At 64.8% G+C, this 17,934-nt stretch carries 18 protein-coding genes and 1 tRNA gene; 3 read left to right on the top strand and 16 right to left on the bottom strand.

Annotated features, from left to right (window positions below; genetic code table 11):
- The first annotated feature begins 6 nt into the window (after positions 1 to 6).
- On the top strand, positions 7 to 2,865 hold the full coding sequence (gene uvrA, locus EBI04_RS06360; protein WP_135256764.1) for an excinuclease ABC subunit UvrA: 2,859 nt from the start codon (positions 7 to 9) through the stop codon (positions 2,863 to 2,865).
- Here the strand turns inward: uvrA and EBI04_RS06365 are convergent.
- The 4 genes from EBI04_RS06365 to EBI04_RS06380 are packed head-to-tail and all read right to left on the bottom strand — an operon-like array spanning position 2,862 to position 6,650.
- The gene (locus EBI04_RS06365; protein ID WP_135256765.1) at positions 2,862 to 3,497 is read right to left on the bottom strand and encodes a TetR/AcrR family transcriptional regulator; all 636 of its coding nucleotides are present in this window, start codon (positions 3,495 to 3,497) and stop codon (positions 2,862 to 2,864) included. The two genes, uvrA and EBI04_RS06365, sit on opposite strands and share 4 nt — an antisense overlap.
- 25 nt (positions 3,498 to 3,522) lie before the next feature.
- A complete protein-coding gene (locus EBI04_RS06370) occupies positions 3,523 to 4,017 on the bottom strand; it encodes a type 1 glutamine amidotransferase family protein (RefSeq protein ID WP_135256766.1) in 495 nt (164 codons plus the stop codon).
- Positions 4,018 to 4,026: 9 nt separating this feature from the next.
- Positions 4,027 to 5,736, bottom strand: coding sequence for an FAD-dependent oxidoreductase (locus EBI04_RS06375; protein WP_135256767.1), 1,710 nt, complete (start codon positions 5,734 to 5,736; stop codon positions 4,027 to 4,029).
- A gap of 59 nt (positions 5,737 to 5,795) precedes the next feature.
- On the bottom strand, positions 5,796 to 6,650 hold the full coding sequence (locus EBI04_RS06380; protein WP_135256768.1) for an NAD(P)H-dependent flavin oxidoreductase: 855 nt from the start codon (positions 6,648 to 6,650) through the stop codon (positions 5,796 to 5,798).
- A 36-nt stretch (positions 6,651 to 6,686) separates the two neighbouring features.
- Between EBI04_RS06380 and EBI04_RS06385 the strand changes: the two genes are divergently transcribed.
- Entirely contained in the window at positions 6,687 to 7,859 is a 1,173-nt protein-coding gene (locus EBI04_RS06385; RefSeq protein WP_135256769.1) for an MFS transporter, read from the top strand.
- Here the strand turns inward: EBI04_RS06385 and EBI04_RS06390 are convergent.
- The 5 genes from EBI04_RS06390 to EBI04_RS06410 form a co-directional block, all read right to left on the bottom strand.
- A complete protein-coding gene (locus EBI04_RS06390; RefSeq protein ID WP_135256770.1) occupies positions 7,845 to 9,251 on the bottom strand; it encodes a glycosyltransferase family 2 protein in 1,407 nt (468 codons plus the stop codon). The two genes, EBI04_RS06385 and EBI04_RS06390, sit on opposite strands and share 15 nt — an antisense overlap.
- Positions 9,248 to 10,387 (bottom strand): HEAT repeat domain-containing protein, encoded by a 1,140-nt coding sequence (locus EBI04_RS06395; protein ID WP_135256771.1) that lies wholly within the window; start codon positions 10,385 to 10,387, stop codon positions 9,248 to 9,250. Before EBI04_RS06395 ends, EBI04_RS06390 begins: the two co-directional genes overlap by 4 nt.
- A complete protein-coding gene (locus tag EBI04_RS06400) occupies positions 10,371 to 10,730 on the bottom strand; it encodes a response regulator transcription factor (RefSeq protein ID WP_135256772.1) in 360 nt (119 codons plus the stop codon). The genes EBI04_RS06395 and EBI04_RS06400 overlap by 17 nt, the downstream gene beginning before the upstream one ends.
- A 55-nt stretch (positions 10,731 to 10,785) precedes the next feature.
- A complete protein-coding gene (locus EBI04_RS06405; RefSeq protein WP_308418054.1) occupies positions 10,786 to 10,899 on the bottom strand; it encodes a hypothetical protein in 114 nt (37 codons plus the stop codon).
- An 82-nt stretch (positions 10,900 to 10,981) separates the two neighbouring features.
- A complete protein-coding gene (locus tag EBI04_RS06410; protein WP_135256773.1) occupies positions 10,982 to 11,299 on the bottom strand; it encodes a cupin domain-containing protein in 318 nt (105 codons plus the stop codon).
- 56 nt (positions 11,300 to 11,355) lie between these two features.
- On the opposite strand from EBI04_RS06410, the gene EBI04_RS06415 reads away from it, so the two are divergent.
- A tRNA-Pro gene (locus EBI04_RS06415) sits at positions 11,356 to 11,432 on the top strand.
- A 65-nt stretch (positions 11,433 to 11,497) separates the two neighbouring features.
- Here the strand turns inward: EBI04_RS06415 and fba are convergent.
- Genes fba through glpX form a run of 7 tightly spaced genes read right to left on the bottom strand, consistent with a single transcriptional unit; the run spans position 11,498 to position 17,873 of the window.
- Positions 11,498 to 12,421 carry a class II fructose-1,6-bisphosphate aldolase gene (fba, locus tag EBI04_RS06420; protein ID WP_135256774.1) on the bottom strand — a complete coding sequence of 308 codons (924 nt, stop codon included), beginning with the start codon at positions 12,419 to 12,421 and terminating at the stop codon, positions 11,498 to 11,500.
- On the bottom strand, positions 12,402 to 13,070 hold the full coding sequence (gene rpe / locus EBI04_RS06425; protein WP_135256775.1) for a ribulose-phosphate 3-epimerase: 669 nt from the start codon (positions 13,068 to 13,070) through the stop codon (positions 12,402 to 12,404). Before rpe ends, fba begins: the two co-directional genes overlap by 20 nt.
- Before the next feature lie 9 nt (positions 13,071 to 13,079).
- The gene (locus EBI04_RS06430; protein ID WP_240695250.1) at positions 13,080 to 14,027 is read right to left on the bottom strand and encodes a phosphoribulokinase; all 948 of its coding nucleotides are present in this window, start codon (positions 14,025 to 14,027) and stop codon (positions 13,080 to 13,082) included.
- 7 nt (positions 14,028 to 14,034) lie between these two features.
- Positions 14,035 to 14,931, bottom strand: coding sequence for an AAA family ATPase (locus EBI04_RS06435; protein WP_135256777.1), 897 nt, complete (start codon positions 14,929 to 14,931; stop codon positions 14,035 to 14,037).
- Positions 14,932 to 14,991: 60 nt separating this feature from the next.
- Positions 14,992 to 15,417: a ribulose bisphosphate carboxylase small subunit gene (locus tag EBI04_RS06440; protein WP_054391939.1), complete on the bottom strand. Its 426-nt coding sequence runs from the start codon at positions 15,415 to 15,417 to the stop codon at positions 14,992 to 14,994.
- Positions 15,418 to 15,438: 21 nt separating this feature from the next.
- On the bottom strand, positions 15,439 to 16,887 hold the full coding sequence (locus EBI04_RS06445; protein WP_135256778.1) for a form I ribulose bisphosphate carboxylase large subunit: 1,449 nt from the start codon (positions 16,885 to 16,887) through the stop codon (positions 15,439 to 15,441).
- Positions 16,888 to 16,898: 11 nt separating this feature from the next.
- Entirely contained in the window at positions 16,899 to 17,873 is a 975-nt protein-coding gene (gene glpX / locus EBI04_RS06450; protein ID WP_135257894.1) for a class II fructose-bisphosphatase, read from the bottom strand.
- Between the last annotated feature and the right edge of the window lie 61 nt (positions 17,874 to 17,934).

Genomic DNA, 17,934 nt, shown 5'->3' on the forward strand with positions numbered 1-17,934 from the left:
CCACGGATGGACCGCATCGTCATCCGGGGGGCACGGGAGCACAACCTCAAGAACATCAGCCTGGAGCTCCCGCGGGGCAAGTTCATTGTCATCACCGGGGTTTCCGGCTCGGGCAAGAGCACCCTGGCCTTTGACACCATCTACGCGGAGGGGCAGCGGCGCTATGTGGAAAGCCTCTCCAGCTACGCCCGCCAGTTCCTGGGGGTCATGGACAAGCCCGAGGTGGAAAGCATCGAGGGCCTCTCCCCCGCCATCTCCATCGACCAAAAAACCACCAGCCACAACCCCCGCTCCACCGTGGGCACGGTGACGGAGATCCACGATTACCTCCGCCTCCTTTATGCCCGCATCGGCACCGCCTACTGCCCAGAATGTGGCCGCCCCATTGAGAAGCAGTCCGCCAGCGAGATCACCGACCGCCTCCTGAAGAACCCCCCAGGCACCCGGGCCATCCTCCTGGCCCCCCTGGTGCGGGGGAGGAAGGGGGAGTACCGCAAGCTTTTCCAGCAACTCATGAAGGAAGGCTACGCCCGGGTGCGGGTGGACGGGGTCATCCACCTCCTGGAGGAGGCCCAGAACCTAAACCTGGAAAAGTACGAGAAGCACGACATTGATCTGGTGATCGACCGAGTGGTCCTTAAGGAGGAGGAGCGCCCCCGCATCGCCGAGGCGGTGGAGCTCGCCCTCCTGAGGGGCGAGGGGCTCATGCGGGTCCTTTACCCGGATTCCGGCCAGGAGGAGCTCTTCTCCGAGAAATTCGCCTGCCCCGAGCACGGAAGCGTCCTGGAGGAGCTGGAGCCCCGCATCTTCTCCTTCAACGCCCCCTATGGGGCCTGCCCTGCCTGCTCAGGTTTGGGTTACAAGCAGGAGTTCGACCCTGAGCTCATCGTGAACCCCGAGCTTTCCCTGGCCGAGGGGGCCATCCTGCCCTGGGCCCGGGGGCGGGACACGGGGCGAAGCTACCTTTGGGACCGGCTCCGGGCCTTGGCGGAACACATGGGCTTTGACCTCAAGACCCCCTTCAAGGACCTGCCGGAGGAGGCCCAGCAGGCCGTGCTCTACGGCCTTCCTGAGCCCTTTGAGGTGGTCTTCCGCCGGGGAGGCAAAGAAACCTTCCGGGTGGAGGTCCACTACGAGGGGGTCATCCCCTGGCTGCAGAAGCGCTACCAGGAAGCGGAGTCCGAAGGGGTCAAGGAGGTGCTGGAAGGCTTCATGTCGCAGAAGCCCTGCCCCGTGTGCGGCGGTACCCGCTACAAGAAGGAGGTGCTCTCCGTAAGGGTGGCGGACAAGAACATCGCCGAGGTTTCGGCCCTGCCCGTTCGCGAGGCCCTGGAGTTTTTCCGGAACCTCGAGGCCCATCTCTCCCCCTTCCAGGCCCAGATCGCCCGCCCCATCCTGCGGGAGATCGCGGAGAGGCTGGGCTTCCTGGTGGGGGTGGGGCTGGACTACCTCACCCTGGACCGGGCGGCCAACACCCTCTCCGGAGGGGAGGCCCAGCGGATCCGCCTGGCCACCCAAGTGGGAAGCGGCCTCACCGGGGTGCTCTACGTGCTGGACGAGCCCAGCATCGGCCTCCACCCCAGGGACAACCAGCGCCTCATTCAGACCCTAAAGCGCCTCCAGAGCCTAGGCAACACCCTCATCGTGGTGGAGCACGACGAGGAAACCATGCGGGCCGCAGACTGGATCGTGGACATGGGGCCGGGAGCCGGCATCCACGGAGGAGAGGTGGTGGCGGAAGGCCCCCTGGAGGCCATCTTGCAAAACCCAAGGAGCCTCACCGGGGCCTACTTAAGGGGGGAAAAGCGAATCCCCGTGCCCAGGGAGCGCAGGAAGGGGAACGGCAAGTGGCTGGTGCTCAAGGGGGCCCGGGAGCACAACCTGAAAAACATCACCTTGAAAATCCCCCTGGGCCGCTTCGTGGCCGTAACGGGACCTTCGGGTTCGGGGAAGAGCACCCTGATCCACGACGTCCTCTACGCTGCCTTGGCGCAAAGGCTCATGCGGGCCAAGATCACCCCGGGGGCTTTTGAAGTCCTGGAGGGCCTGGAGCACCTGGACAAGGTGGTCGAGATCGACCAGTCCCCCATCGGCCGCACCCCCCGCTCCAACCCCGCCACCTACACCGGCATCTTTGACGAGATCCGGGACCTCTTCGCCAAGACCCCGGAGGCCAGGAAGAGGGGGTATGGCCCGGGCCGCTTCTCCTTCAACGTGAAAGGGGGGCGGTGCGAGGCCTGCGGCGGGGACGGCACGGTGAAGATCGAGATGCTCTTTTTGCCCGACCTCTACGTGCCCTGCGAGGTGTGCAAGGGCAAGCGCTACAACAAGGAAACCCTCGAGGTGAAGCTCAGGGGCAAGAGCATCGCCGATGTCCTGGACATGACCGCCGAGGAAGCCCTGGACTTCTTCGGGAACGTGCCCACCATCGCCCGCAAGCTCCAGCTCATGGTGGACGTGGGTCTGGGCTACATGCGCCTGGGCCAGCCCTCCCCCACCCTTTCCGGGGGCGAGGCCCAGCGGATCAAGCTGGCCACGGAGCTGGGCCGCAAGGCCACGGGCCGCACCCTCTACATCCTGGACGAGCCCACCACTGGCCTCCATTTTGACGACGTGGCCAAGCTTCTCAACGTGCTCCACCGCCTGGTGGACGCCGGCAACACCGTGGTAGTCATCGAGCACAACCTAGACGTGGTGAAGACCGCGGACTGGGTCATCGACCTAGGCCCAGAAGGGGGCGACCGGGGCGGGGAGATCGTGGCCGAGGGTACCCCGGAGGAGGTGGCCCTCACGGGTAGCCCCACAGGGATCTTTTTGGCCAGAATCCCCGAGATCGCCGAGCGGCTGAAGGTGGCTGCGGACTAAGCCTTGGCTTTGGCGGATTTCCTGGAAACCTGGGCAGGCTGGCTTCGGACCAAAATCCCCTCCAGGGCCAAGGACAGAGACTTCTCCATCTCCTCCCCAAAATCCCGGTTAGGGGTGTAAGCCGCCCAGCGCAAGGCGGCGAGGAAGTAAAGGTCGGCCAAGGTGCGGCCCATGCGCTCCAGGGAAAGGTCCTGCCGCACCACCCCTTTTTCCCGCAAGGGCTTCAGGACCTCGGCGATCAAGTCCCCTAAGGGCAGGGCCAGGAAAGCTGCCTTGGCCCGAACGGGATCGGGGTTTAAAAGCTCGTAAAGAAGGGGCAGGAGGAGGTCCTTTTCCCCCTGGGTAAAGGCCGCAAGCCGCTGGAAAAGGAAAAAGAGCACGTTCAGGGGATCTTCCTGAGCCAGGCGCCGCCTCACCTCCCCTCTGAGGTCCGCTAGAAGCAGGCTTCCATACTCCAGGAGCACGGCTTCTTTATAGGGGTAGTAGTTGAAGAAGGTACCCCGGGACACGTGGGCGGCCTTGGCGATATCGGTGGCGGTGGTTTCCCGGAAACCCTGCTGACGGAAAAGGGCCATGGCTGCCTGGAAGATGCGCTCCCGGCGCCGCTTTTTCTGATACTCCCTCACGGTCATGGGGGTAGTGTACTCCTGTATAAACTCAAAGTTCAATCGCTTTTTGCGCCCAATCCTCTAAAGCCTTAAGCAGGGATAACCCCCCCAGGGTGGTATAGACCTTGGCCTCCCGGTGGAAGGAACCATCCGCCACCTGGTAGCCCTGCCTTATCAAGGCCTGGGCCACCTCCCCGTTGGCCGCCACCCGAGAGGGAAGCCTGCCCAACTCCGCCAGGAAGAGGTGGGCGTTAAACCCCAGAAACACCGCTTCCAAACCCTCCCACACCTCCTCCACGAAGGCCACGTAGGAGGGATCCTTGGCCATCCGGTCCGGCCTCCTGGCCCCCGGGATGAGTAGGGCTAACGGGGAGGGGGCGGCGGGAAAGGCGTAGGTGGGGGTCCAGACGGAGCCTGCCAGGGCGGGGGTTCCCTTACGGCCCTTGGCCACGGTGTAGGCAGGATATTGGAGACGGCGGGCCCCCTCGAGGGCTAGGGCCGCCTCCAGTTCGGAGAACTCGGGGAGGAGCAAAATGGCCAACACTTTAGACCATTATGGCAGAAGCCGGTACAAAAGAAGAGCCGCCTCCCCCCGGGTCACGGGATCGGCACCCGGAAGCTTGCCCTCCCCCAGCGCCTGCAAGAGCTGGTTCAGGGTGAAGCGCTTCAAGGGCTTTTGCAGTTCCTCCCGGAAAAGCTCCCTGGCCTTCAGCACCACCCTGAGGCGCTCCTCAGGCCCTTTCGCCCGGTAGTAGTGCTCCAGGTCGGCCAAAAAGTCCCCTAGGAGAATGGGTTCGGAGAGCCCCAAGGAACCTTTCAGGTAGTAGGGTCCGGCGAAGAGCCCCCGCCTCAGGAGGGCCACCGCCTCCCGGTACCCTGGCCTCTCCGCCTCCACCCGGCCTCCCTCCGGGGAGGAAAGCCTGGCCCCCCTCTGGGCAAGCCGCCTGCGCAGGGCCTCGAGGCCCTGCGCGCTTGCGGCCAGCTCGTGAAAGTCCGCCAGGGGCACCTTCGTAAGCCCTGCTTGCGGGGCCTTCCGCAAGAGGGCGGCCGCCACCCCTGCCGCCTCCCCCAAGGCCATCTGCAGGGGCACCACCCGGGCGGAGAAGGCGGCCGCACTGTCAAACCCCGCCGCCTGGGAAACCACCAGGAGGTTTCTAAGCTCCCGGGGCACCAGGCTACGGAAGGGCACCCCGTAGGGCGCGGGGGTGCCCAAAAGGTAAGGGGTTTCCCCCGGAAAGTAGGCCTGGCCGTCTAAAGGGTACCCCCCCAGGGCCACGGCGTCGGGAAAGGTCCGGCCCAGGAGAACCTCTTCAGCCCTCAGGCGATAAAGGGCTTTCAGGTGGCGGCTTTCCCGGATGTAGAGGCTAGGGGCCACCCCAGCCAGGCGGGCGGTGCCAAAGAGGAGGGGATCCTTCTCCCGCAGGTAGGCCACCACCCGCTCGACCTCGAGGGCCGCCTCCAGGCGCAGGCGCTCCAGGTTCAAGGGGTCCACCCCTTCCACGCCGAAGAGAAGGAGGGCGTTGACCAGCAGGCTCCCGTCCTCCTGACGAGCCAGGTTGAGGCCCCTGAGGGCGTAGCGGCTAGGGTCGGAGGCCACATACCCCCGTGCCAGCCCCCCAAAACCCCAACCGCTCCTGCCCCAGGCCCCGGCCCCCGTGCGCTGCACCTGCCCTTCGTAGTTGAGGGCCAGCAAGACGGCACCCCAGGGCACCCCCTCCAGCCGGAACACCAAGGTGGCCGCCATGCTCCTTTGGTCCAGCCCCGTATCCTCCCGTCCCATGGTGAAGCTGGCCCCGGCGCGAAAGGCGAGTTCCGCGGTATCGGTGGCATCCACAAAATAGGGAGCCTGAAGGGGGCCCTCGGGGATCGCCACCAGGGCCAGGCGGCTTGCCTCCACCTCCACCCGGTCCAAGGGAGTCTGAAGCCGCACCTCCACCCCCGCCTCCCGGAGCATGGCCCAAAAGGCCTCCTCCGCCCGCCTCACGTCAAAGGAGGCTTCCTGCCCGATGCGGCGGTAGAAGTCGCGAAACAGCCCTCCCTGGAGGAGGCCCTCCCGGTCCTTGGCCAGGTCCAGGGTAGCCAGCCACCCTTGGGTGAGGACCCCCCCTATCCCCTGCCCCGGTTCCAGCAGGAGAACCTTTAGACCCTCCTGGGCCGCGGCCACGGCTGCCGCCACCCCTTGGGGGGTGGCCCCGTAGACCACCAGGTCGTACTGGGCAAGCCCCAGGCCGAAGAAAAGGAGGAAGGCTAACCACGCGCGCATGCCGCCTCGAGAAAAGGCCCCGGGGAGGTTCCCAGCGGCCCGTCCTTCACGATACCCGCTCAGGGCAGGGCTTGCTTGGCCTCCTGGTACTCAGCCAAAAGCCGGACCACCACCTCCTTGGCCGAGGGGATCTCCCGGATGAAGGCCACCCCGTGCCCGGCGGAGTAGACCTCCTTCCAGGCCTTGCCCCCACCCTGGCGGAAGCGCTCCAGGGACTCCCGCAGGAAGTTGGCGGGTACCCCGGTAACCTCCGGGGTGTACTGGATGTCCTCAGGAGTGGCCCTCAAAAGGGCTTCCTTGTACTCCAAAGGGGCCTCGGACTCCAGGGTGGCGATGAAGCGGGTGCCGATGTAGGCCCCGTCCCCTAAGGCCAAAGCGGCAAGGAGTTGCCTTCCCGTGGCGATGCCCCCAGCGATGAGAACGGGTACCCCGAGCTCCTCCCTAAGCCAAGGCCCCAAGACGAAGGGGCTTATTCCCCCAGCGTGCCCCCCAGCCCCGCTGGCCACGGCCACCAGGGCGTCGGCCCCAGCCTCCACCGCCTTTCTCCCGTGCCTTAAGCCCACCACATCGCACCAGACCACTCCGCCATAGGTCTTGACCTGCTCCACCACTCGGGTGGGGTCCCCTAAGGAGGTAACCACCAGGGGCACCTTGCGCTCGGCCACCGCCTCCAGGTCCTCCTCGAGGCGGGGGTTATCCTTCAGGATGAGGTTCACCCCGAAGGGAAGCCCTGGGGGAAAGGTCTCCAAAAACTCCCGAAAGCCGGCGTGGGTGCGGAAGTTGAGGCTGGGGATAACCCCGATGGCCCCGGCCTCGGCCACCGCCTGCAAAAGCCGGGCCCCAGAAACCAGAAACATGGGCGCGGCCACGATGGGATAACGGATACCCAGCATGCGGGTAATGGCGGTCTCCATGGGGGAGATTTTACCGGGTTCAAGGATAATCATGGAGTGGAACCGGAGCGCTCCCTAAAGCTTTCCATATGGGAAGGCGTCTTGGCCATCCTCTTCCTCAACTGGAGCACGGGGGTGATCGTCACCGGGTATGCCCTGGCCCTAGGCGCTTCCCCCCAAGCCCTAGCCCTTCTGGGAGCCCTTCCCTTCCTGGCCCAGCTCCTAACCCCCCTGGCCCTTTTCCTGAGGGGAAGCCGCAAGGCCCTGGCGGTGCGCCTCAACTTTTTGGCCCGGATGCTCTTCCTGCCCACTGCCCTGGCCGCCTTTTTGCCGGAGGGCTTAAGGGTACCGACCCTTCTTCTTTTCGCCGGCCTCTCCCAACTTCTAGCCGCCCCGGTGGGGGTCCTCTGGCTCTCCTGGATGGCGGACCTGGTGGCCGAGGAAAGACGGGGACGCTACTTCGGCTTCAGAAACGCCCTCTTGGGCCTGGTGGGCACCTTGGGGAACCTCATGGGGGGTATGGTGGCTGACCGCCTTCCCCCGCCCCTGGGCTACCAGGCTGTTCTCCTTGTGGGGGTGGGGGCCGGGCTTCTTTCCGTCTTGCTTCTCCGCCTCCAAAGCGAGCCTTCGGAATCCCCCTCCCCTCCCGCCCGAAGGGCTCTCGGGATCGCCTGGCAGGACCTAGCCTACCGGGGCTACCTGGGCCTGGTTTTTCTCTGGTACGGGGCGGTCATGGTGGGAGGGCCCTACGTCATCCCCTACTTCGTCCAGGTGGGTGGCCTCTCCATGACCGAGGTGGGTCTTTGGACGGTGATCTCCGCCTCAAGCGGCCTCCTCTTCGGACCCATGTGGGGCCGGATGGCAGACCGGGAAGGTCACAAGGCCGTCCTCTTCCGCACGGCGATGGTGGCAGCCTTGATGCCCCTCCTCTGGCTCTCGGGGTCCAGGGCCTTTCCCTGGCCCGTATGGCTTTCCGCCATTGCCGATGCCCTGGCCTGGAGCGGTCTGGGAACCGCCTTGGCCAATGCGGCCTTGGCCCATGCCCCCAAGGAAGCCAGAAACGGCTACCTGGTCCTCTTCTGGTTGGCCCTGGGCCTGGGAGGGCTTTTGGGAAGCCTGCTGGCGGGAAGCGCCGCCAGCCTGGGCCTGGGACCAAGCCCTTACCACTTCCCCATCCTCCTTTCCCTAGGCCTACGCCTCGGGGTAGCCCTCCGCTTACGCAGACTCTAACCCCTTGCGCCGCATCTCCCCCCAGACCCCCCGTTTCCGCCAGACCTGGAAGGTGGCGAGAAAACGCTCCCAGGCCAGGATCTGGCGGTAACCCAGGCCCTCGAGGACCGCCAAAAGAAGGAGCGCCAGGCGGTCTCTTAGCCGGGGATAGCGCTTGAGGAGCAAGGTCTCCATGCCCACCGCCAGCTGGGAAAGGAGCACCCCATAGGCCAGGGCCAGGAGAAAGAAGAGAAAGGCAAACTCCGCGTTGAAAAGACCCAGGAAGTAGAACACGGGAAGAAGCAGATACCCCAGGACCTCCACCACCGGGGCCAGGGCCTCGAAGAGGAGGAAATAGGGCATGGCCACGAGGCCCAGGCGACCATAGCGGGGGTTAAAGAGCATGGTCCGGTGGAGCCAAAGGACCTCCCAAAGGCCCCGGTGCCAGCGATTGCGCTGGCGGCGGAGGGTCCTCCAGTCCGAGGGTACCTCGGTGTAGCAGATGGGGTCAGGGGTGTAGAGAATGCGGTAGGGCCGCCCCTCCTCCTGGGCCCGGCGGTGGAGACGCACCACCAGCTCCATGTCCTCCCCCACGGTGTCCGTGCGGTACCCCCCAGCCCTCAGGGCCTCCTCCCGGCGGAAGAGGCCAAAGGCTCCCGAGATGATGAGCAGGGCTCCCATGGCGCTCCAGCCCGCTCGGCCCATGAAGAAGGCCCGGGCATACTCCACGATTTGCATCTTCTCCAGAAAGCCCCGGGGAAGGTGCAGGGCTTCCACCACGCCTTCCCGCACCACCGCCCCGTTAAGGGGCCGTATGGTTCCCCCCACGGCCAGGACGCGGTCGTCCTCCAGGAAAAGCCGGCTCGCCCGAAGGAGGGCCTGGGCATCCAGGAGGCTATCCGCATCCACGGCGCAGAAGAGGGGGTAGCGGGCTAGGTTGAGTCCAGCGTTTAAGGCGTCGGCCTTGCCCCCGTTTTCCTTGTCCACCACGATGAGGTTGGGGTGGACCAGGGAACGGTAAACCGCACGTATGGGCTTGGTGGCAAGCGCCCGGCGGTAGATCCATTCCACCTCCACCAGGCGGAAGGCCTCCTTGAGCACCTCCAGGGTGCGGTCCTTGGGCCCGTCCGCCACCACGATCACCTCAAACTCCGGGTAATGGAGGCCCAAGAAGGAACGCACCGAGTGGGCGATGGTCTTCTCCTCGTTGTAGGTGGGCACCAGGATGGACACGGGCAGGTAGGCCTCCCGTTCCAGCAGATCCTTCAAGGAAAGCTCGGAAAGCTCCCGGGCGTAGCGGGCCACCATGCGCAGGCCAAAGAGAGCGAAAAGGGCGTAGAGAAGGTTTAGGAGGGCGAAGTACCACAGGACTAGAACCTGGTAGGCGAAGAAAAGGATGGAGAGGAGCTTCATGCCGCCTCCCGCAACACCTGTTCCGCCATGGCCCGCCCGTAGGCGTCGGGGTGCTTCTGGGCCGCGCGGGCCAGGAGCTCCCGGTCCATAAGGGCCAGCCCTTCCGCCGCCGCTCGGCGCACGTAAAAGGAAGGGTCAGAGAGGGCTTTCCAAAGGGCTCTACGGGCCAGGTCGTTTCGGAGAAGGGCGAGGAGGCGCGCCGCATGGACCCGCAGGAATTCCCTTTCATCTCGGAGAGCGGCGAGGAGAACTTCCTCCTTACCCCAGGGCGGATGACCCAGGCGCCAAAGGGCCCGCATGGCGGCCGCCTTTAGCTCGGGGTCGGGATGGTCCAGGAAGGCCAGGACCTCTTGAGCCAAGGTGCTCAGCCGAAGCCTGCCGATGGCTTCCAGGGCCGCCCAGCGCTCCTCCAAAGCCCCCGTCCGCAACAGGCGCTCCACCACCGGGGGTGCCCGGTCCTCCAAGAGGAGGAGCACTTCCAGGAGGGCCCCGCGGGGTAGGTCCGCCTCCAGGAGAGCCGCCGCCAACTGTCCAAGCCCCTCCCCCTGGGCCACCCGCGCCCCCGCCCGTGCGGCCGCCAAGCGCAACACGGGATCCAGATGCCGCAGGTAGGGCAGGATGAGCTCCAGGGTTTCCGGCAAACGGGCCTGGGCCAGGGCCTCGAGGGCCTCCAAACGGGCCGACCGGGAGGCCAGGCGGCTGCGCAGGATCCGCCCCCAAGGGGTTTGGGCTTGGCGAAGCCAGGCTTCCAGGGTCTCGGCGAACTCCCCCCGCAACATCTCCCTTAGGCTCAGGAGGGCCTGCAGGGCCGGCCTGGGCCAAGGCGGAGGAGGTGGGGCACCCTCGCCGAAAAGAGCCTGGGTGAAGCGGGAGAGCCAGTCCTCGTACGCCTTACGGTCTTGCACCTCCCTGGCCTGAGTATAGGCGTGGTACACCAGGATGTATGCCGAAAGCACCGCCAAGGCCAGTCCCGTGAGGAACAGGGCCTGCCACAACGCCCGCTGGGCCTCGGGGTAACCCCACAGGTTCCAGAGCCGCCCAGAGAACACCAGGACCAAAGCTCCCAAAGCCAGGGCCTCGAGGACCACCAGCCCAAAAACCAAGAGGGCGTACAGCCTTTCACCGCGCCGCCACATGGCCCTCTAGCCTTTTCAACAGCTCCCCCGGACTAAAGGGCTTGGTGAGGTACACCTGAGCCCCTAAGGCCAGGGCTTCCAGGGCCTTCTGCTCCTGTTTTAGGCCCGATAGAACCAGCACAGGAGTGTCTTTTTTGAGCTCGTTCCTCAGCTGGCGGAGCAGGTCCATACCCGAGCCCCCGGGCAGGTTAAGGTCCAAGACGATGGCGTCCCATTCCCGCACCAAGGCCTCCTTGGCGGCGGCGTAGCTGGCCACCAGGGTGGCCTCGTGCCCCGCCCGGCGCAGGGCCAGCTCCAACACCTTGGCCACGGCGGGATCGTCCTCGACCACCAGGATCCGCACAACCACCCCCTCTCTTCCTGTAGGTTAAGGTGGCCCTGTGAAAATCCTGCGAAAGCTAAGGCCCCTGGGAAAGGGACCTCAGAAGGGCGGCCACCTCTGGATCGGGCTGAAGGCGTAGCTCCTCCTGCAAAAGCCCTTTGGCCTCCTCCCTTTTGCCCTGCTCCAACAACGCCTTGGCCAGGGTGAAGCGGGCAAGAGGGTTTTACCATCGGGACCCACCTAACCCAAGGCTTTGAAAACCCCGTGAAAGGCTAGGGGCGGGGGGCCATCACCACAAGGAGGAGGGCGGGACTGGCCGACTCGTTCCGCACCCCGTGGGCCTCCCCCGAGCGGGCCAAAGCCGCCATCCCCGGGACCAAAAGGGCCTCCTCCTCCCCGATGCGCACCACCACCTCACCCTCAAGAACGTAGTACACCTTATCGGAGCCCTCGTGGGCGTGCACCTTCTGGGCCTGGCCCGGAAGAAGGGCGTAAAGGTCAAAAAACATCTTATCCGAGGAAAAGACGGGGATTTTCGCCATCTTTTCCGGGTTGTACTGAACCAGACTCTTCAGGTCCTTGATCTCCATGCCCTCAAGTCTACTTGACGGGAACGAGGCGGCGCACTAGACTAACCTTTGCGCGCCGGGGAGTAGCGCAGCCTGGTAGCGCACACGCTTGGGGTGCGTGTGGTCGTCGGTTCAAATCCGGCCTCCCCGACCAAAACCCCCCGCCCACACGGGCGGGGTTTTGTTTTTGAGGCTCCCTCGGGGTCTACGAGGGGCGGCTTAGGCCCGGCCCACGGTGCCCATCAGCGCAAACTTCTCCCGGATCACCTGCTTGAGGTAGTCCCGGCCCCTGCCGATGATCTTGCGGGGGTCAAACTCCTTGGGGTTCCCCACCACCACCTCACGGATCCCCAGGGTCATGGCCAGGCGCAGATCGGTGTCGATGTTGATCTTGGCGATGCCATTGGGAATAGCCTTTTGGATGTCCTCGTCGTGGATGCCCGTGGCCTCCTTGAGCTCGGCCCCCGTGGCCAGGAGCTTTTCCTTAAGCCAGGTGGGAACCCCGCTGGCCCCGTGGAGTACCATGGGGATAGAAACCCGCTTGCTGATCTCCTCGAGGCGCTTATGGTCGATGTAAGGGCGCCCCTTGCCCTTGTAAGCCCCGTGGCTGGTGCCGATGGCGATGGCCAGGTAGTCAATGCCCGTTTCCGCCACGAAGCGCTCCGCCTCCTCGGGATCGGTGAGGAAGGCCTCGGCCTCGGACACTTGGATGTTGTCCTCAATACCCTGAAGCCGGCCCAGCTCCGCCTCCACGCTCACCCCGACCGCGTGGGCCGCCTCCACCACCTTCTTGGTTTCGGCCACGTTCTCCTCAAAGGGATGGTGGCTGGCATCGATCATCACGCTGGTGAAGCCCGCCCGCAGGGCTTGCATCACCATCTTGAAGTCGGCCCCATGGTCCAGGTGAAGGACCACGGGCACCCGGGTACGGCTGGCCATGTCCTTCACCAGGTTGGCCAGGTTCTCCATCCCAGCGTACTTCCTGGCCCCGTCGGAAACCTGGATGAAGACGGGGGCCCTTAGTTCGTCGGCCACCTCGAGGATGGCCTGGGTGATCTCCAGGTTGTTGGTGTTGAAGCTGGGAACCGCATAGCCTTCGCGCCGCGCCTTGTCCAAAACCTCCTTACCTATCGCCAAGGGCATAGAGCACCTCCTTTAGCTCCTTAAGGTTATCAGCCACGGGCCGTTGGTTGAAAAGGGCGCTTCCCGCCACGGCCACGTCCGCACCCGCCCGGTACACCTCGGCCACGGTATCCCGGTTCACGCCACCATCCACCTCAATGAGGCAAGAAGGGTTCAACCTATCCCGCATCTCCCTAAGCCGGCGAAGCCTTCCCGTGGAAGTGGGAATGTACCTCTGCCCCCCGAACCCCGGGTTCACGCTCATGAGGAGGGCCAAGTCCAGCTCGGGCAGGAGGGGCTCAAAGGCCTCGAGAGGAGTGGCGGGGTTGAGGGCCAGCCCCGCCTTCTTCCCCAGCTCCTTCACCCTCTGCACCGCCCGGTGGGCGTGGGGGGTGGCCTCGAAGTGGACGGTGATCACATCTGCCCCAGCGCTGGCAAAGTCCTCCAGGTACCTCTCCGGCTGCACGATCATGAGGTGCACGTCCAGGGGCAGGGAGGTCACCCGCCGCACCGCCTCCACCAGAAGGGGGCCGAAGGTGAGGTTGGGGACGAAGACCCCATCCATCACGTCCAGGTGGATCCAGTCCACCCCTGCCGCCTCGGCTTCCTCGATCTGGTCCTTCAGCCTCGCCAGGTCCGCCGTGAGGATGGAGGGCGCAAACTTGAGCATCCTTTCCCCCTAGGCCACCCGCAGGTGCCCCCGCTCGATGGCCAGCTCCCGCATCTTAACCAGATAATAGGCGATGATGAGCTGGGTCAGGGCCAGGGGATAGCTCTGCCCCGCCTTATCCCAGAAGGTACCCACCAGGCTGGGGTCAAAGTGCTCAGCATGGTGGCCCAGATGGTCCCAGATGATGCGTTCAAAGGCCTGGGCTCTTTCAGGGGTCACGTTGCCCGTGATGTCCAGGATGTCCGCCTCCTTCCGGGCTTCCAGGCGGATCAGGGCCTCGTCCTCGTAGGCGGAGTGGAGCACCTCGGAAAGGTCCAGGCGGGGCAGGGTGTGCTTGAGGGTGATCCTTACGTTCAGGGTACTGGGGTTTTCCGGATCGTAGCCGGCGGGCCGGTAAAAGCGCACGAGGATGTCCGCATGCTCCTTCTGCGGCCAGATAAAGGCCCGGGAGTCGGGCATGCGCCTTTCGATGTCCGCCAGCACCTCCTCCGGGGTGTAGCCACGCTTGGCCACATCCCGCTTCACCTTCCATTCCCGCCTGAGTTCCTCCTCGGGGTCCAGGTACACGGTGAGGTGGTAGCGGCTCCTCAAGGCCGGGGAAAAAAGGGTAAGGAGCCCTTCCAGGATCACCACCCGGGGAATGAGCCTGCCCTCCTCCTCCACCGCCCGGGGGGCAGGGATGTAGACCGGCGGGTCAAAGGTGCCCGTGGAGTGGTTGTACACCGGCTTCAGGATGGGTTCCCCCTCGGAAAGAAGCCTCACGTGCTGCTCCATGATGTCCATGTAGTTGCACTCCGGGTTCAAGGGGGTGATGCCCAGCTCCTTGCGCTGCTTGCGGTCGTACTTGTGGTAGTCGTCCACGCAGATGTTGGTGGTGCGCTCCACCCCCAAGAGCCGGGCGATCCCCGCAGAGATGGTGGTCTTCCCCGCCCCGGAGTCTCCGGCAATCCCTAACATGAAAGGCCTATGGGGCATCTTCCTCCTCCTTTCCCTCCTCCCTAAAAACCGAGCTGGCGTAGATGTCGTCGGCGGTGATGGTCATGAGTTCCTCTGGGGTCACCGGCCCCGCCTTCTGGTAAAGCCGGTAAGCCTGCCTGAGCTTGAAGCGGTCCAGGGCGTTGCGCACACTCCGGGCGTAGGCGAAGTTGGGAAGGCGCATGCGGCGTTCCAGGTACTCCAAGAAGGCCTTTTCCGCCTCCTCGGCGAAGCGGTAGCCCTGCTTCTCCAGCATGAGCTTACCGATCTGGAAGAGCTCCTCGGCGCCATAGGGGGGAAACTCAATGTGGTGGGCGATGCGGGAGCGCATCCCCGGATTTAAAGCAAAGAACTCCTCCATGCGGTCCTTGTAGCCTGCCAGGATCACCACCAAATCCTCCCGCTGGTTCTCCATCACCTGGAGGAGGATCTCTATGGTTTCCTGGCCGTAGTCCCGCTCGTTTTCCGCCCGGTAGAGGCTATAGGCCTCGTCAATAAAAAGAACGCCCCCCATGGCCCGCTTCAGGACCTCCTTGGTCTTAGGGGCGGTGTGGCCGATGTACTGGCCCACCAGGTCATCGCGGCTCGCCACCACCAGGTGGTCGCGGCGGATGTAGCCCAGCTTGTGCAGGATGGTAGCCATTCTCAAGGCCACCGTGGTCTTGCCCGTGCCCGGAGGGCCCACAAAGGCCATGTGCAGGGTGGGGCGATCGGCGGTAAGCCCCAGCTCCCGGCGGAGCTTGTCCACGGAGAGGTAGGCAGCGATCTCCCGGATCCGCTGCTTGACAGGCCGAAGGCCCACCAGCTCCCGATCCAGCGTTTCCAGAACTGCTTCAATCTCGGGGTTTTTCACCACCGCCAGGTTGCGGCCTTGGGTTTCCTGCATAACCCTCCTTGATTTAGCTAAGGGGCCCCGGGCACGGCCGGGACCCCCAGACCCTTGGGACTACTCCTGGTAACGCTCGCCTTCCGGCCTCATGGTGGCGTAGGCCTCGAGGGTGTACTTGAGCCTGCGCCCATCGCTCCAAAGTTGCCGGTGCAGACGGAAGCCAGGCTCCTTCTTGGGCCGGTGGGCGATGAAGGAGACCCTCTGCGCCTGCCACATGGGGGAGGGGTCGTAGCCATTGATTTTGATGTAGTGGTTGGGAAAGGCCTCGCGGCACTTCTGGAACTCGTACATGGCTGCCGCCGCATCCTCCAGGTCAAACATGGGCAGGCCCCACATGTTCCAGTAGACGTTGTAGGGGCTCGGGTCGTCGGTGTACTCGATGGCAACCGCCCAACCGTTTCGGATGATGTACTCGATCTGGGCCCGGATCTCCTCGTCCGTCAGGTCCGGCAGGTAGGAGAAGGTACCTTGGGTAATCCGCATCGTCACACGCTCCTTTCCTCGTTAGTTGCTGGGGGTGGGCAGGACATCCGGGGTGTCGGTGGAGGCGAAGTCAAAGGTCACGCTGCCCCAGGTGTCCAAGGCCGCCGCCAGGGCCGGGGAGTGCTGGGCCGCCTTCTTGAGGATCTCGGGGCCTTCCGCCAGGATGTCCCTGCCCTCGTTGCGGGCTTTCACCATGGCCTCGAGGGCCACTCGGTTGGCGGTGGCCCCCGCCTGGATGCCCATGGGGTGGCCGATGGTGCCGCCCCCAAACTGCAGGACCACGTCGTCCCCGAAGAGGGAAAGCAGGAGGTGCATCTGGCCCGCGTGGATGCCGCCCGAGGCCACGGGCATCACCGCGGGCAGATAGCCCCAGTCCTGGTCAAAGTAGATGCCCTTCACGGGGTCGGCCTTCACGTACTGTTCCCTGAGGATGTCGTAGTACCCCCGCACCAGGTTGGGGTCCCCCTCTAGCTTCCCCACGGCGGTACCGGCGTGGATGTGGTCCACCCCCAGCATCCGCATCCACTTGGCCAGGACCCGGAAGTTGATGCCGTGGTTTTTCTGGCGGGTGAAGGTGGCGTGGCTGGCCCGGTGGAGGTGGAGGATCATGCCGTTTCTATGGCACCAGTTGGACACGGACTGCAAAGCGGTGTAGCCCATGGTGAGGTCCACCATGACGATGATGGAGCCAATCTCCTTGGCAAACTCCAGCCTTTCGTAGACATCTTCCATGGTGGGAGCGGTCACGTTCATGTAGTGACCCTTGCGCTCCCCAGTGACCTGCTCCGCCTTCATCACCGCCTCCTGGGCGTAGAGGAAGCGGTCCCGCCAGCGCATGAAGGGCTGGGAGTTGATGTTCTCGTCGTCCTTGGTGAAGTCAAGGCCTCCCGCCAACGCCTCGTAGACCACCCGGCCGTAGTTCCTACCGGAGAGACCCAGTTTGGGCTTCACCGTGGCCCCAAGGAGGGGACGGCCGTACTTGTTCAGCATGTCCCGCTCCACGGGAATCCCGTGGGGAGCCCCCTTGAAGGTCTTGAGGTAGGCCACGGGGATGCGGAGGTCCTCGAGGCGAAGGGCCTTGAGGGCCTTAAAGCCGAAGACGTTCCCGATGATAGAGGAGGTCATGTTGGCGATGGAGCCTTCCTCAAAGAGGGCCAGGTCGTAAGCGATCCAAGCGAAGTACTGCTCGGGGTTCCCCGGCACCGGCTCCACCCGGAAAGCCTTGGCCCGGTAGCGGTCCAGATAGGTAAGGCGGTCGGTCCAGACCACGGTCCAGGTGGCGGTGGAGGACTCCCCAGCCACCGCAGCCGCCGCCTCCTCGGGCTCCACCCCAGGCTGAGGTGTCACGCGGAAGAGGGCAATGGTATCCGTATCCTTGGGCTCGTAGTCCGGGTCCCAGTAGCCCATCTGCTTATACTCCAGGACCCCGGCTTTGCTGTACTTACCTTTTCCCGCGTATCCTGCTGCCATTTTCACACCTCCTAATAGGCCACGGGGCTGAGGCCCCGAAGCTTTTCAAGCTGGTGCCAGGCTTCCACCTTCCTCAGGGTGCGGGTGGTCCCGCGGATCACCAGGCTTTCCGTCCAAGCCCGGCTTTCCCCGTAGCGCACGCCCCTCAGGAAGGGGCCGTCCGTGATGCCGGTGGCGGCGAAGTGGGTGTCCTCGGCGGCGCAGAGCTCATCCAAGGTGTACACCCTATCCAGGTCGTACCCAGCATGCACCACATTCCAGCGCTCTTCCTCGCTTTGCGGGTCCAGGCGCATCTGCATCCCTCCCCCTAGGGCCCGCACCGCCACCGCAGCGATTACCCCCTCCGGGGTGCCCCCGGTGCCCATGAGGACATCGATACCGGTATCGGGTAGCACCGCCGCCAAAGCCCCACCCACATCCCCATCGGTCTGCAGGCTGATGCGGGCCCCCGCCAGGCGGATTTCCTCAATCAGGCGCTGGTGACGGGGCTTGTCCAGGACAAACACCGCAAGCTCCCGCACCTCCTTCTTCAAGGCACGGGCGATCTCCTTGAGGTTGTCGGCCACCGAGGCCTTCAGGTCTATGGCCCCCTTGGCCTCGGGCCCCACCACCAGCTTGGCGGCGTAGAAGGCCGGGCCCGGGTTGAAGAGGGTACCCTCGGGAGCGGCGGCGATCACGCTGATGGCCCCCGGGCGACCCAAGGCGAGAAGCCTCGTGCCCTCCACGGGGTCCACAGCCAAGTCCCAGAGGGGACCTTCCCCCTGGCCCAGAACCTCCCCGTTATAGAGCATGGGGGCCTTGTCCTTCTCCCCTTCCCCGATCACCACCCGACCGCGGAAGTCCGGGCTGTTGAGGAGAAGGCGCATGGCCTCCACCGCCGCCCGGTCGCCCCCTTCCTTATCCCCCCGGCCCACATAGCGGGCCGAGGCCAAGGCAGCCGCCTCCGTGGCCCGCATCAGGTCCAGGCCCAGGTTGCGCGTGGGCATAGCCATGCGCTTACCTTAGGGGGGAGTTTTTATTATTGCAATCATATGTTTTCGGGCATAC

The organism is Thermus caldilimi (assembly GCF_004684245.1).
Lineage (GTDB): Bacteria > Deinococcota > Deinococci > Deinococcales > Thermaceae > Thermus > Thermus caldilimi.